At 58.7% G+C, this 14,340-nt stretch carries 14 protein-coding genes; 7 read left to right on the top strand and 7 right to left on the bottom strand.

Translation table 11 applies throughout. The features are described from left to right. Positions 1 to 80: 80 nt before the first annotated feature. The 3 genes from AC2A1N_RS09870 to AC2A1N_RS09860 all read left to right on the top strand — a co-directional run bounded on the left by AC2A1N_RS09870 (position 81) and on the right by AC2A1N_RS09860 (position 3,768). Positions 81 to 1,799 (top strand): Eco57I restriction-modification methylase domain-containing protein, encoded by a 1,719-nt coding sequence (locus AC2A1N_RS09870; protein WP_484372168.1) that lies wholly within the window; start codon positions 81 to 83, stop codon positions 1,797 to 1,799. Continuing rightward, positions 1,800 to 2,540 (top strand): PaeR7I family type II restriction endonuclease, encoded by a 741-nt coding sequence (locus AC2A1N_RS09865; RefSeq protein ID WP_262087364.1) that lies wholly within the window; start codon positions 1,800 to 1,802, stop codon positions 2,538 to 2,540. A 220-nt stretch (positions 2,541 to 2,760) separates the two neighbouring features. After that, the gene (locus AC2A1N_RS09860) at positions 2,761 to 3,768 is read left to right on the top strand and encodes a DUF4917 family protein (protein ID WP_484372166.1); all 1,008 of its coding nucleotides are present in this window, start codon (positions 2,761 to 2,763) and stop codon (positions 3,766 to 3,768) included. 74 nt (positions 3,769 to 3,842) lie between these two features. On the opposite strand, the gene AC2A1N_RS09855 is transcribed toward AC2A1N_RS09860, so the two are convergent. The 4 genes from AC2A1N_RS09855 to AC2A1N_RS09840 form a co-directional block, all read right to left on the bottom strand. Continuing rightward, the gene (locus AC2A1N_RS09855; protein ID WP_262087368.1) at positions 3,843 to 4,532 is read right to left on the bottom strand and encodes an ATP-binding protein; all 690 of its coding nucleotides are present in this window, start codon (positions 4,530 to 4,532) and stop codon (positions 3,843 to 3,845) included. Between the two features lie 323 nt (positions 4,533 to 4,855). Beyond that, a complete protein-coding gene (locus AC2A1N_RS09850) occupies positions 4,856 to 5,488 on the bottom strand; it encodes a hypothetical protein (RefSeq protein ID WP_262087370.1) in 633 nt (210 codons plus the stop codon). 310 nt (positions 5,489 to 5,798) lie between these two features. Continuing rightward, the gene (locus AC2A1N_RS09845) at positions 5,799 to 6,155 is read right to left on the bottom strand and encodes a hypothetical protein (RefSeq protein WP_484372163.1); all 357 of its coding nucleotides are present in this window, start codon (positions 6,153 to 6,155) and stop codon (positions 5,799 to 5,801) included. A gap of 551 nt (positions 6,156 to 6,706) precedes the next feature. Beyond that, on the bottom strand, positions 6,707 to 7,624 hold the full coding sequence (locus tag AC2A1N_RS09840) for a LysR family transcriptional regulator (protein ID WP_484372161.1): 918 nt from the start codon (positions 7,622 to 7,624) through the stop codon (positions 6,707 to 6,709). A 96-nt stretch (positions 7,625 to 7,720) separates the two neighbouring features. On the opposite strand from AC2A1N_RS09840, the gene AC2A1N_RS09835 reads away from it, so the two are divergent. The 3 genes from AC2A1N_RS09835 to AC2A1N_RS09825 all read left to right on the top strand — a co-directional run bounded on the left by AC2A1N_RS09835 (position 7,721) and on the right by AC2A1N_RS09825 (position 10,274). Next, on the top strand, positions 7,721 to 8,560 hold the full coding sequence (locus tag AC2A1N_RS09835) for a type 1 glutamine amidotransferase domain-containing protein (RefSeq protein WP_484372159.1): 840 nt from the start codon (positions 7,721 to 7,723) through the stop codon (positions 8,558 to 8,560). 80 nt (positions 8,561 to 8,640) lie between these two features. Beyond that, positions 8,641 to 9,435 (top strand): SDR family NAD(P)-dependent oxidoreductase, encoded by a 795-nt coding sequence (locus tag AC2A1N_RS09830; RefSeq protein WP_061477886.1) that lies wholly within the window; start codon positions 8,641 to 8,643, stop codon positions 9,433 to 9,435. Positions 9,436 to 9,542: 107 nt separating this feature from the next. Beyond that, positions 9,543 to 10,274: a hypothetical protein gene (locus AC2A1N_RS09825; RefSeq protein ID WP_484372157.1), complete on the top strand. Its 732-nt coding sequence runs from the start codon at positions 9,543 to 9,545 to the stop codon at positions 10,272 to 10,274. An 89-nt stretch (positions 10,275 to 10,363) separates the two neighbouring features. Here AC2A1N_RS09825 and AC2A1N_RS09820 read toward each other — a convergent pair whose 3' ends face one another. Beyond that, entirely contained in the window at positions 10,364 to 12,166 is a 1,803-nt protein-coding gene (locus AC2A1N_RS09820) for a hypothetical protein (RefSeq protein ID WP_484372155.1), read from the bottom strand. Positions 12,167 to 12,732: 566 nt separating this feature from the next. Between AC2A1N_RS09820 and AC2A1N_RS09815 the strand changes: the two genes are divergently transcribed. After that, the gene (locus tag AC2A1N_RS09815) at positions 12,733 to 13,515 is read left to right on the top strand and encodes a 3-hydroxybutyrate dehydrogenase (RefSeq protein WP_484372153.1); all 783 of its coding nucleotides are present in this window, start codon (positions 12,733 to 12,735) and stop codon (positions 13,513 to 13,515) included. Between the two features lie 38 nt (positions 13,516 to 13,553). Here the strand turns inward: AC2A1N_RS09815 and AC2A1N_RS09810 are convergent, their stop codons facing one another. Together AC2A1N_RS09810 and AC2A1N_RS09805 are read right to left on the bottom strand one after the other, a co-directional pair. After that, a complete protein-coding gene (locus AC2A1N_RS09810) occupies positions 13,554 to 14,012 on the bottom strand; it encodes an SRPBCC family protein (RefSeq protein ID WP_484372151.1) in 459 nt (152 codons plus the stop codon). A gap of 2 nt (positions 14,013 to 14,014) precedes the next feature. After that, positions 14,015 to 14,329: an ArsR/SmtB family transcription factor gene (locus tag AC2A1N_RS09805; RefSeq protein ID WP_005416268.1), complete on the bottom strand. Its 315-nt coding sequence runs from the start codon at positions 14,327 to 14,329 to the stop codon at positions 14,015 to 14,017. Positions 14,330 to 14,340: the final 11 nt, after the last annotated feature.

Below are 14,340 nucleotides of genomic sequence, written 5' to 3'. Positions count from 1 at the left end.
GGCGCTCTGCATCTATGGCAAGGTAGTCGGTACGTTTTGAGCTCGATTCCATGGTCCGACAAGTAGACGTCGTAAAAGGCATGCACCTCAAGGTCGCTTCTAAAGCCACTGTGCGCCGCAAGTCCTTGGTCAATGCCGCAACTGAGGCAATGGCGGCGGGGGCGGATAGCAAGGCACGAGGCGCTGTTTTCACGCGCCCTGAGGTTGTTGATTTTATTCTTGATCTTTCTGGTTATAGGGAGGATCAACCCCTTTACGAGAAACGGATTCTTGAGCCGTCTTTCGGTCGAGGGCAATTCTTGTTTCCGATCATTAATCGATTGCTGGACTCATGGATGTCTGCTCGTCCGGAAGGTTCCCCATTGAACGAACTGGGCGATGCGATTCGGGCGATAGAGCTTCATCATGACACCTTTCGAAATACTAGAATTGGTGTAATCGCGCTGCTCGTGCATCGAGGAATCTCCGTCGAAGAGGCGGAAGTTCTGGCTGGGCGCTGGCTGTCCCAAGGGGACTTCCTGCTGGTTTCGATTGAGGGAGAGTTCGATTTTATAGTAGGCAATCCTCCCTATGTTCGTCAGGAGATGATTCCGGGGCCGTTACTTGCTGAGTACCGTGATCGCTACGTTACGCTCTATGACCGGGCCGATCTCTACGTCCCCTTCATCGAGCGATCCCTTTCGATGCTGGCGAATGCCGGAAGCTTGGGCTTCATCTGTTCGGATCGTTGGACGAAAAACCGCTATGGCGCACCATTGCGGAGCCTCGTAGCCGAGCAATTTCACCTCAAAGTCTATGTTGATATGGTCGATACTTCGGCCTTTCATTCTGATGTGGTCGCCTATCCGGCAATTACTATCGTCAGTCGTGCAAAGCCAGGTCCGACGAGGATCTCTCATCGGCCGGAAATCGACCGAGTAGCTTTGACTTCACTTGCGAGTTTGCTCTTGGCCCCCTTGCTGCCGAAAGGCAGTAGTGAGGTGCGCGAGCTGACGGGCGTCACTAACGGTACCGAGCCGTGGCTGCTGGGGTCATCCGATCAAATGGCGCTTATCCGGCGTCTGGAGGAGTCTTTCCCGTCGCTGGAGGAGGCAGGGTGCAGGGTTGGAATCGGGGTGGCCACTGGTGCAGACAAGGCCTTCATTGGCGATTTCGCCGCTCTTGATGTCGAGCCAAGTCGAAAACTGCCGCTTGTAACGACTAAAGATATATTGAGTGGCGAGGTGGTTTGGCGGGGTCAAGCTGTTGTAAATCCCTTTGCTGAATCGGGTGAGTTGGTAAGTCTTGAAAAATTCCCGCGATTGCGTCGGTACTTGGAGGCGCGTCGAGGTGTGATTGTTGCTCGCCACTGTGCACAAAAAAACCCAGAAAAATGGTATCGAACGATTGATCGCATCACGCCTTCGCTTGCGGCAAGGCCGAAGCTGTTGATTCCAGATATTAAGGGTGAAGCACATGTGGTGTTCGAAGATGGGAAGTTGTATCCACATCATAATCTCTATCATGTGACCTCGGATGACTGGGAACTTCGGGCATTGCAAGCTGTGTTGCTATCTGCCGTTTCCCGAATATTTGTGGCAACTTATTCGACAAAGATGCGGGGCGGATTTCTTCGCTTTCAGGCCCAGTATCTTCGCCGAATCCGCATCCCGCGTTGGGTGGATGTGCCAATGTCCTTGCGCCTCGCGTTGGCTGATGCGGCGATCAAGCGCGATGTGCAAGCGTGCAATCGCGCAACGTTCGAGCTCTATGGGCTGAGTTGTGAAGAAAAATCTGCCCTCGGTGAAAATGGAGAATAAATGGCACTCGATCTAGTCAATTACGAAGATAAAGCCCGTGAGGCTGTAAAAGCCTTTTGGGGTAGTCGTGAAGTAGCAAGGCAGAAGCAACTTGAAGCGGGTAAAGCTGATCAGGGTGAGCGTGCAGGAGTTACTGCTGGAAAGAATATGGATGGATTTCTATCCCTGCTGATAGAAATTGTTAAAGCTAATGGACTGGGTCACGCTGAAGTTCACTTGGGGCGGGCGATGTTGGCTCTGCCTGGATATTTTAGGCCGACCAAGCTGTGGGATATTCTCGTTACATACAAAGGGCAGTTGATCGCTGCTGTCGAGCTAAAAAGTCAGGTGGGTCCTTCGTTCGGAAATAACTTCAACAATCGAACGGAGGAGGCTATTGGGACGGCCCATGATCTATGGACAGCTTATCGAGAGGAGGCTTTTGGTAAACAGCCGCGTCCCTTCGTCGGTTGGATGATGATGGTTGAAGATGCAGTGCAGTCCCGTAATCCTGTGCGTGATTCGTCACCCCACTTCCCAGTGTTTGAGGAGTTTAAGGGTGCGTCCTATCTTCAGCGTTACGACTTGCTCTGTCAGCGGCTTGTTCAAGAGCAGCTTTACACCACTGCTGCGGTCATTGCGTCAGAGCGTTGTGCTGTTAACACGGGTGATTTCAGGGAGCTTTCCTCAATGACTAGCTTGAGGGCATTTGTATCTGCTTTTGCAGGTCACATCGCTGCAGAGGCCGCTAGATTGGGTTGACGGCAATGGGCTGCTGACGTTCTATGTATCAGTTCGCCGATTCGTGTAGCTCCATTGCCCTCTCGCTCGAATTGGTCAGACGGGAAGGCCTATTCGCCTGGAGCTTTGTTGCAGGATTGTCGTTGTACGGATCGTCTTTTGAATGTTCGGGGGGGTAATGGTCGGCAAGATTGATGCGTTTGGAATTCATCCTTGAGATAGAGGGGTTGAGTGATTCGGCATGAAACATAGCATCGCAAACTGGAGTGACATTGCTGCGCTCTATCGGGGAGGGACAGTCCTGATGGGGAATGGGGCGAGCATTGCAGTGTCGAATCATTTTTCATATGGTTCATTGCTTGATCATGCAAAGAACAATGGTCTTCTAACTGAGGACGTGCGCGGAATTTTTGAGTTCTTCTGCACAGAAGACTTTGAGTTGGTTTTGCGACTTGTTTGGCAAGCCACCAATGTCAACAAATCACTGAAAATCCCTGATGATCGGACACTAAGTGCGTATCGCCATGTCCGAGATTGCCTGATCGAAGCTGTTCGGGCAATTCATCCCGAGTACGGAGAGGTTCAGTCTCGACTTCCTCTCATGTATCAATTTCTCAAGTCATTTGGAACGGTTCTGTCGCTCAATTATGATCTGCTGGTCTATTGGACGGTGACGTATGGGCTCAATGTTGAAGATCGCCATCGCTTCAAGGATTGCTTCCTTCGGGATCGCAGATTTGATGATAACTGGGAGCGATACCGGGAGCTATATAATGAAGCGGCCAATACCTTGGTGTTCTATCCCCACGGAAGTCTAGCTCTATGTAGAGATGCGTTAGAGGAGGAGCTTAAGATTCATGCCGGCGGCGATGGGCTTCTTGAGGCTATCCTGGCCGAATGGCGAAGTGAGCGTGTTGTGCCACTTTTCGTCAGCGAAGGAACGAAGGCGCAGAAGATTTCCTCAATCCAGAATAGCTACTATCTATCGACGGTGTACAGGGAAGTGCTGGCCTCGACAAAAGGGCCTTTGACGATTTTCGGTTGGGGAATCGGAGAGCATGATCGCCATTTGCTCCAGCGCATGCGCAGTGGTGCTATTCAGCGGGTTGCCGTGTCTGTGTTTCGAAATGACCAGGCCTACTGCAACTATGCCTATCAGGTTATACGAGAGGATATAGGGGAGGTTCAAATAGAGTTTTTTGACTGCGAAAGTCCTGGTTGTTGGGTTCAACCTGAGTCGGGGAATTAGCTAATTGTTCGAATGCCCTACGATCACTCTGGAAGGGCATTTTTGGCAATCGTGGACGTAAATTGCACGGTGGTTCAAGGGGCAATCCCCACCATTGGCAAATCCACGATCATGCGAACTAGATCACCATCTACCTGGCAACTTATTGTTCCATCGTGAGCTTCGACCACTTCTCTAGCGAGATGTAGCCCGAAGCCCCCTCCCTCGATGCCGTTCGCAAAGCGGACTCCTTTGTCGAAGCATGTTCGTGGATCCAATGCGTGGATGCTCCTGTTCTCAACTATTAGCTGCGCTCTGCTGCCCTTTTCAACGATCGTCATGGTTACGCCGCCGCGAGCCTCGCTGTACTTCAGCGCATTCTCAAGAAGCACTGCTGGAACCAATGGGAACGATTTCTGACTGCCTTTGATAATTGCGCGAGAGCCAAGGACGCTTATGGACAAGTTTCGAGACGCTGCCTTCTCCTGGTAAACACGCTTCATCTTAAATGCAAGGTCGAAAAGACTAACTGTGCCGTCCAGAGGCAGCGTTCTCATTCCCTCGATGTTAGAGAGTGCCTCTAGAATGTCAAAGTTGTTCCTCATTAGTTCGGCTGCACTCTTGATACTTAGCAATCGGCGCTCATCCAAGCCGTCTTCGATTGCGCGTTCTGAATGCTGAATAATACTGCCGTTGAGTTTTCTTAGTTCATGGAACGCTTGAGGTAATACTTTGGCAGCTTCGACGATGGCGGCGGCTCTCGCTGCATCGATTTCAACGGCCACAAGGACTGTTGCATCAATGCTACTTCTGGAAATTCGGTTGCGCGGGAACTGCTTAGCGATTGCAGTTTCTTTGGTGGTCTGAAATCGCGGGTGAGCGATTACGCCTGATACAAACCACGTCTTACCTGAGTAAGGGAAACTGCGTGTAGTGAAGCCAAACGGGCATTGGCTATAGCCATGAGGAGCGTGCGATTTGTAGTGCCTCTCGCATCTCGAATCTGAGCGAATTGACCTTCTGCATAGATTCGGACTGCTAATCTCCGTGCCGTCATGAATCTCCAGACTATCGCCATCTGTCAACGGGAGTAGCGAGGGCGGTCGGGTCATAAGAAGAGCCTCGTAATCATTGCTTCGACAGTCTTTTCCGCGGCAACCCCGGCGGCTCGAACGACGTATTCCTTGAACTTTCCCTTATTCTTGGAATCCAGCGCTTTGGTCAACGCAGATTGCATCTGGGCTCGGGCCTCCGGATCAGACACAGAGAGCTTGGTCAAGAGAGCTTCAAATATGTGCTCCTTGCCAAATGATTTTCGAATTTGGTCTTCAATTAGCGCCATGGAATCGCCTAGGCCCATGTCCTTGGGTAGCACGATATGGCTCAGTCGAAAGAACTCGGACTCGACTGCGTTTAGGCTTCTGGATGTATAGGCGATCAGTCGCGTACCTGGTGAGACCCTTCTTATGTGCTTCAGTAGGTCCAAGCCTTGCGCAGGCCCCAGAGTTTGCCCGACCCCGTAATAGTCCACAATTGCGACGTCGTAGAGCTGTGCTTCGTACTTACGTAGGTCATCCCCTCTCGAATCGTGGTCTACGAAGAACTGCGAATTACGCAGATGCTCCAGCAAAATAGGTGTCTCGTCGTCAATGAGGGCGATCCTACCGCGCCGAATAAGCTCCTCGCGAGATAACGGGCCATCGAAATCGCTCAGAGTCTTTCTTTTGCCCCATCCAAACATCCTCGTTCTTCCTTGTTGATGTAAAGATTTTGTGAGCACACATCATCACATTTTAAAGCTGTTGGCAAGGGATGTGTGTAGTGTCTCTCTGTCCGTCGCATTGCTGGGCACAGGTTGGGGGCTTGGAAGCACTCGCAGAGCGTGGTCGATAGAATCTTATCCAGAGGCAGTCTTGAAGAGTTCGGGTTCTGCGGATTGAATTATGGGAAGCCGCATGCTTGCTCTACTCTCTACTGCAGTTCAGAGAGTTCGCTTGAATCTCTTCTCTCGCCGGGACTGAACTTTGGGTTGAGGTGGGACTAAGTGAATGTCAGTCAGGCCTAACCTCCCGGCAAGCCCACTCAGCCAACCCCCGGCAGGCCAGAAACAACCCATCAACGGTCCCCTCATCTAGGTGCCTCTCCGGCTCCGCTGCCACTCGGCAGCGGTCGGCCGAATGAAGAACCTCCAGCACCGTCAGCAGCCCCACCAAAGCCCGCTCAGTCCTCGCCAGGCTCACGCGACGACCAGGTGACACATCGGTTTCTGGCCAGGGGTGCCCATCTGCTCCCTCGCAGCCGCGCATGCGCTTGAGAATGCCGAGCAGGGAGTTCAGGTCGGGCAGGGGAGTGTCGTCGTTGATGGGCTCAACAACGGTGTACGAAGAGAAGGTGTCGGATTCGTTCATGGCGTCGGCTTCCGTGGCTGTGCTTAACAGCGCCACCGTGAAGGGGTGGCGGACGATGCATGGCTGCAAACCGGGATGATGTAGCGTCATAGAACCGGTGGATCCGAAGACCCCCACGCACCGCCCGCCAGAAAGGCCGACGGATTGCCCGCCGGCACCGGTTAAGGACGGTGCCGGCGGGCAAGCGCAAACTACAGACGCGTACATCAATGCGGGTTTGCAGACCCGGCCACCCGTTGTCGGTGGCGCGTCATGTTGTTTACGCCGTCGCTTCGAATGCCAATAGAAATTCGCGAAGGAATCGCCGAATCCGAGAGCGAAGAACTATTGTTGCACGCACCATTCATGCAGCACGCGACGCCAGCAGACGCATTCGCGCAGCTGCTCTGCTGATGGCGAATAAAAGTGGCGCAATCGCCCATGCTACAAGCGAATAGCGCGACAGCCTTCTTTGCAACAGTTCTTAATCCGCACCGAGTGGCAACGGCGCTCGATCAGCCGCACACCCCGAAAATCGGTTCAAACCCGACACTGTTAACAAGCTCGCAGCTTCAAACAACGCCCGCCTCAGCCGCATTCCCCACCAACAGCTCAATCATCGCCCGCGCCGCCGCCGACTGCCGCCGGTGCGGCGCATAGATCACCGAGAACGGCCGCGACCGTCCCCGCAGCTGCGGCAGCACTTCCACCAGCTGCCCACGCTGCAGCCGCTCGCGCACAATGAACTCATAGCTCTGGCAGATGCCGATGCCCTGTTCGGCCAGCGACACCACGCCCAGCACATCGTCGGAGGTCTCGATGGACGAGCGTGGCAGCCAGTCCACGTCGCGCCCATCGTCGCGGAAGATCCATGGCGCCAACCGCCCGGTGCGCGGCATCACGAAGGGCAGGCACAGGTGTTGCTGCAGGTCGTCCAGCGTCTGTGGCGTGCCGCGGCGCTGCAGGTAGTCCGGCGCGGCCACCAGCAACAGCGGCGCGTCTTCCAGTTTGCGCCCCACCAGCCCGCTGTCCGGCAGCTGGCCCAGGCGGATGGCCAGGTCGAAGCCTTCGGCCACCAGGTCCACGTTGCGGTTGGTGATGTTCAGTTCCACCTGCACCTGCGGGTACTGCTGCGCAAAGCGCGCCAGCACGGGCGGCAGCCGGTAGTGGCCATAGGTGGTGGGCACGCTCAGGCGCACGCGGCCGGCCAGCGCACCGTCCTGGGCCAGTACGTCGCGCTCGGCGTCGTCCAGCAGGCCGAAGGCGGTGCGCACCTGTTCCAGATAGAGCCGCCCAGCATCGGTCAGGCCCACGCGGCGGGTGGTCCGCTGCAGCAGCTGCCGGCCCAGCCGCGCTTCCAGGCGGGTGACCGCGCGGCTCAGCACCGAGGGCGTGGTGGACAGCGCCACCGCGCCGGCCGTGAACGAGCCGTGCTCGACCACCGCCAGGAACACCTCCACATCGCCCAGGTAGTCGAACTTGCGGCTCATTTGGCTCTCCGGGGAACAGATGTTTTGCGATGGGGTCAATTTATCGCCGCTGGGGCGATGAATAAAGTGGCGGCCATTCCCCGATAGGAGCTCCACATGAACCTGATGACCCGGCTGGCCGCAGCGCTGGCCCTGACCTTGGCCGCCAGCGGCGCGCAGGCCGCCAATGTGCTGGTGGTGCTGTCCGACGAAAGCCACCTGGACCTGAAGGACGGCAAGGTGCTGTCCACCGGCTTCTATCTCAATGAGCTGATGCAGCCGGTCAAGCTGCTGCTGGATGCGGGCCATGAGGTGACCTTCGCCACGCCGCAGGGGCAGGCGCCGACGGTGGATGCGTCCTCGGTGACGCCGGCGTACTTCGGCAACGATGCCGCGCAGCTGCAGCTGCACAAGGAGCTGCTTGAGAAACTGGCGCTGACCTCGCCGACGGCCTCGCCGGTGGTCAGCCTGGCGCGCGTGGAGCAGCAGGGCTATGCGCGTTTCGATGCGGTCTACATTCCCGGTGGCCACGCGCCGATGCAGGATCTGCTGAAGAGCCCGGCGCTGGGCCGCTTGCTGGCCGACTTCCACCAGCGCAACAAGACCACCGCGCTGGTCTGCCACGGGCCGATCGCGCTGCTGTCCACGTTGCCGGATGCGGCGGGTTTCGTGGCGACGCTGGAGGCGGGTGCGATGCCGGCCACGCCGAAGTGGATCTACAGCGGCTACCAGATGACGGTGATCAGCAACCAGGAAGAAGAGCAGGCCAAGCCGCTGCTGGGTGGTGGAGAGATGAAGTTCTACCCGCAGACCGCGTTGCAGCGGGCGGGTGCGACGTTCAGCAGTAACACCACACCGTGGACCGGGCATGTGGTGGTGGACCGCGAGCTGATTACCGGGCAGAACCCGGCGTCGGCGCTGGAGGTGGGGCAGCGGTTGGTGGAGCGGTTGAAGTAAGCCAGACAGCACATCTGTTTTCTCGGTGAGTCCTGCGCTCGGCGCGCGGGACGCCCCTTCCTACTCAGAGGATTAACCTCGTGGACCTTCAACTGGCGGGCAAGACCGCACTCGTGACCGGCGCGACCGCCGGTATTGGCCTGGCTATCGCGCGCACGTTGGCACGCGAAGGCGTAAGCGTGACCCTCACCGGGCGTGACCCGGGAAAGCTGCAGGCAGCCATGGCCGAGATCAGCGCTGGGGCGCCGGGCGCGCAACTGGCTACGGTGGTGGCTGATCTGGCCAGCGCCGACGGCGCGGCCGCCGTGATCGCGGCACAACCTGATACCGATATCCTGATCAACAACCTGGGCTACTACGAAGCGAAGGCCTTTGCCGACATCAGCGACGATGACTGGATGCGCATGCTGGAGGTCAACGTACTGTCCGGCGTGCGCCTGTCGCGGCACTACTTCCCGCGCATGCTGGAACGTAATTGGGGCAGGGTGATCTTCATGTCCAGCGAGGTAGGTGCGTTCACGCCGCCGGACATGGTGCATTACGGGGTGAGCAAGTCGGCGCAGCTGGCGGTGTCGCGTGGCCTGGCTGAGCTGACCCGGGGCACCGGGGTGACGGTCAACAGCGTGCTGCCATCGGCCACACGCTCGGAGGGCATTGTGGAATACCTGCGCCAGACCGCGCCGCGACCGGGCATGACCGATGCAGAGATTGAAGCGCACTTCTTCCAGACCTACCGGCCCAGTTCGCTGATCGCGCGGATGATCGAGGCCGACGAGATCGCGGCGATGGTGGCGCTGCTGGCCAGCCCGTTGGGCGCGGCCTCCAATGGTGCAGCAGTGCGCGTAGAGGGTGGGACCTACCGATCCATCCTGTGACGCTGCGGTTGGGCCGGTTTGGCGCGTGATGTAGCGCGTGGCACCATGGCGAACTGGCCTCGCTCATTGGGCGGGGCCGTTTTCCCAGGGAAGCCCTCGAACACGACATGCGAACGTCCTACTTCATTCTCTCCGCTCTGTGCCTTGGCCTGCTGGGTGGTTGCGCCAGCGGGCCGGAGGAGCACGTCTGGAACCGTGAGGTCACCAGCGCCTTTGTGGCCGACGACGGCCAGCTGTATCTGCTGCCGCGCTATGACGAGCCGATGCGCTTCAATGCCGCGCCGTTCCGCGAGTACCGTGCGCTGATGGACAGCCCGCTGCGCGAGGCGGTGGCCTGCGCGCAGATGTACTTCCATGAGGACTGGCGCGACCCGGCCAACAAGGCCAAGGTGCACGGCAGCTATGCGCTGCTGCTGCGGCCGGAGCAGGTGACGGCGGAGCAGGCCGCGCAGTTCAAGCTGGAGCGGATTGAGGTCACCCCGCGTGAGGCCAAGGCCGTGGAGGAGCGGGCGCGCTACTACCTGCCGATGGAGCGGACCCGCTACGCGCTGGCCTTTGACCGCGCCTGCAATCTTTCAAGGAAGGGCGGCAGCTATTACAGCGCGCTGTTCGAGGGCGACGGCGAGCGGGTGCAGCTGCCGGATGCTGCTGCGCTGGGCCAGAAGGGGAAGCTGGCGCAGCCGATCATGGCGCGGGCTGAGCGGATCCTGCCTGAGAGGGCGGACAAGCCGGGGGCGGGTGCAGCGGCCGGCAAGGTATTGGGAGCTGCGTTGGTGCCGGTGGCGGTTCCGGTGTTTGTGTTGAGCCTGCCATTCCTGGGGCCGGATCACTGGAAGTGATGGCGCGCTGGGCTACCGTGGCGCCCGAAGGCAAGCTGCGGGCGCCACGGATCGGGTACAAGCGAACTTTCTGATTGCGCGGGAAGAGATTACCTGCGCTGCTCAGAGTACTTTGAGAACTGTTCTCCCATTGCGTTCATCTTCTGAAGGATGTGCTCCTGTCCCGGGTTGACGGCGATGCGGTTATCGGGAAGCAGCTTATGGGGAGTGGGGTAGAAGGGGAGCTGATTCCCCGCGCCGATAACCGGTATCGGTTGCCGGGGGTTGAGCACAACGGGCAGTCCGTGCGCATAACCGGCTCCCTGGCGGAAGGTGGTTGTCGGGCAGGTCAGCGACGTTGCAATGACAAGCGATTTCGCCGCAGAGGAGTAGCGATACCAGTCGCAGTCATTCTTGCTCCACCTGTGGCTTCCGCCGTAGTAGATGCCGTCGGCGTCATGGTCCTTCATGAATTGAAGGGCATGCCGGTCATCGAACAGCAGCGTTGGCACGCGCCAGAGTTCCTTGCGCGGGAAGTAGCCGAACTCGCCGGGTTGGCTGACGCGCACAGCGGCTTCTCTATAGCGGTATGTGGCTCCGGAGTTCTCAAGGGCCTCGTTGGCCAGCCTGAGATTCTCGCGCATGATCATGTGCGCGTCCCAGCTGTTTTCAACCTCTTCAGCGCTAAGATCAATAAGGAACGCCAGGTCGATGGTGACCGTTTCGCGCTGCCACGTGGAGCCATTTTCGGAACGAAACACAATCTGTTCGCGCGGGCGAGCGTTGGCACGGAATGTACCGTAGGTTACCGGGATGGTATGGGACGACGTGTTGGTCAGGACAATGCGTGCACCCTGCCGGGGAGCAGGGAGCCTGAGCTGGCTGTTGGCCGCGGTGCCCTCGTCTGCTGAGACCTTGGTCAGCAGGTAGCCTTCGTCTGTCAGCCGCCCGTTCTTCAGCTCTCTGAGGATCTCTTGCTGGACGGGTTGGCGAAGAACATGCCAACGTCCCCATTCGGAGATATAGATGAATTCGTACTCATCTCCTTTGCGCAGTGCGTAGGTCGCATCGCGATTGGGGTCGATCAACGAATCCCAGTCTGCGTCGGAGAGGATGATGTGCCTATCACGATCATAACGCGTGAGCGGCAGAGGCACTCTTCCGATCCACTCGCCGTCGTACAGCTCCAGGATGGAACGGGAAGAAATGCGCTGGTACCTTTGCGCGAGCGTCCTCACGGAATAGGGTGCGTGGACCCAGTCCCACTGCTTTGCAACGGGATCGAACTCGGCGCGGGCGGTGCTGTTCGGTAGCACGGTCATGCGTTGACCAGGAAAGGCAGTGTGTGTCCCCAGTACGTTGGTTTCTGTCGAGGAGGCGTTGTGAATTGTGATGGTGTCGAACGCTGAGCCGGTTGCCGGGAGGATAAGTTGTCCAGCGTGTTTACCGTCACGCAGTGTGACATTGGAGATCAGTCCGCTGTTACGCGGGATCTGCCATTGTGGTTGATTGGGGGCGGTGTGCAACTCCGGATGTTGCAGCCACGCAGCGTGGCCTTTGCTTCTCCCCCTGAAATCGATTGACCTGCCTGCGGCGAGCTTCAGTGGATCTCCCGCCACGCCTTGAACTGCGCCGTAAATCTTGAGCGTCTTGCCGGAATCGAGGGAGCTGTTGATGATTCTCAGTAATGAGAATTCCGAGGGAAGCCGGACGCTGTTCATCCACTGATGATCATCAACCCTGAATTCCGTTATCTTGCAGTTGTTTTCATTGGGGCGATGAGTATTGGGCAGCTGTTCCTTGTGGCCGACGGACGATGGCGACCAGTACTGGGTCGGACAGTCCGGGAACGCGATTGCGGGTTCTGCGGCCAATAGGGTCAGGATGGCAGCTGCGATGCAGGAGTATTTCATTCGGGTCCAGGAAACGCGGCATCGGCGATGCCTTGCAGGGACGACAAGATTGATGCCCGGTGTGGCATTGCTCCATCAGATCTGTACGAAGTTGTGAGGATATGGATTCGGCAGCCCACGCCGATGGAACAGGGCACCGGCCAGGACCTTCTGGACGAGGTGCGTTTTTCCAGGCAAGCCCTCGTACATGACATGCAACGCGGTTCTTCATCTCTTCGCCCTGTACCGGGTTCTGCTGGCCGGCTGTGCCGGTAGCTCGGAGGAACACGCCTCAGGCTGCGAGAACATTGAGCGCTTGGAACCTGCGGCGGCTTGCTGTACCTGCCGGGTATGCATTCGAGCAGCAAGGCGTCAGGCAGAAGGTCGGTGACGTTCACCAACGACCTGTCGCCGTTCAACCGCGACTTCGTGCTCTTCCTGGAGGCGATACGGAAGGCCAATCCGCTGGCGAGCGTTGACTGGGCGGGCATCCGATTCTAGCGGTGGGCCGGTATGGGCCGATGCCATTCAACAAGGGCTGGCGCGTGGAGCTACACTGGCTTCCTACGCCTAATGGAAGCTCGCCCATGTTCTCCGGAAAGGTTGCGGTGGTCACCGGCTCCACCAGCGGTATCGGTCTTGGCATCGCCACGGCGCTGGCCCGGCAGGGTGCCGATATCGTATTGAATGGCTTTGGCGAGGCGGCGGAAATCGAACGCATCCGTTTCCGGTTGGAAGCTGAGTTCGGCGTGCGCGTGGCGCATGACGGTGCTGACCTGTCGCGGGGCGAGGCAGTGCGAGGCATGATCGACCGCGCAGTTGCGGAGATGGGGCGCATCGACATTCTGGTGAACAATGCCGGCATCCAGCACACGGCGTCGATCGAGGAATTTCCGATCGAGAAGTGGGATGCGATCCTGGCGCTGAATCTCTCGGCGGTGTTCCATGCAACGGCAGCGGCCTTGCCGCACATGAAGCAGCCGCGCGCAGGCCGCATCATCAACATCGCGTCGGTACACGGCCTGGTGGGCTCGGTGAACAAGTCGGCCTATGTGGCGGCCAAGCATGGCGTGGTCGGGTTCACCAGGGTGACCGCGTTGGAGAACGCGGGCACCGGCATCACCGCCAATGCGATCTGCCCGGGTTGGGTGCGGACCGCGCTGGTAGAGCAACAGATCACTGCGCTGGCCGAGCGCGAAGGCACCGATCAAGAGACCGCTGCCCGCGAGTTGCTGGCCGAGAAACAGCCCTCGCTGCAGTTCGTGACGCCCGAGCAACTGGGCGAAATGGTGGTGTTCCTGGCCTCGGATGCTGCAGCGCAGATCACCGGCACGGCGCTGCCGGTGGATGGGGGCTGGACGGCGCGCTAGCTGGCCGGCATCGGCCGCGTTGCCGCCGCCGCCGCCGTTTACTGCGGCTTCGCAAACACATCCAATCCCTTGCCCGTCTCCAACAGCGACTTCAGGCTCGACAGCACGATCGGCCAGCCCTGGCGGATGCCGGTATCCATGCCGCTGCCCGGTTCCAGCTCGTCGTGGGTAACGGTCAGCCGCACCATGTCCTGGTAGGGCACGATCTCGAAGGTGACGCGGCTGTAGGCAGCGGGATTGTCGGCCTGCGAGGCGGCGGCCCAGGTGATGACCAGCCGCGTGGGCGGGGTGCTTTCCACCACCTCGCCGACCAGCTCGACCGAGCGCGTTTCGTTGGCGCGCACGTGCTGCCAGCGCGAGCCGGGCTTCCAGTCCGAGACGTTCTCATGGCCCCAGTAGCGGCGGGCGATCTCGGGGCGGGTGATGGCCTCGAACACCTTCTGTGGCGTGGAGGCGATGTAGATCACGTGGATGAAGCGGGTGGTCTCTGCGGACATCGTCATTCTCCTTCCAGTTCTCGTTTCAGGTCATGCAGCAGGCTCAGGCGCTGCTGCTCGAACTTGCGTACCCAGCGCTCGTAGACTTCATGCAGCGGCACCGGGTTGATGAAGTGCAGCTTTTCGCGACCACGGCGCACGGTGCTGATCAGGTTGGCGTCTTCCAGCAGGCCCAGGTGCTGGGTGACCGATTGCCGGGCCATGTCCAGGTGTTCGCAGAGCTGGCCCAGGGTCTGGCCGTTGTCTTCGCAAAGCAGGTCCAGCAGCGTTCTGCGCGTGGGGTCTGCCAGTGCCTTGAACACCTTGTCTGCATTCATGCGGGGCGTCT

The organism is Stenotrophomonas maltophilia group sp. SKK55 (assembly GCF_057179845.1).
This window is presented reverse-complemented; position numbering and strand designations above follow the sequence as displayed.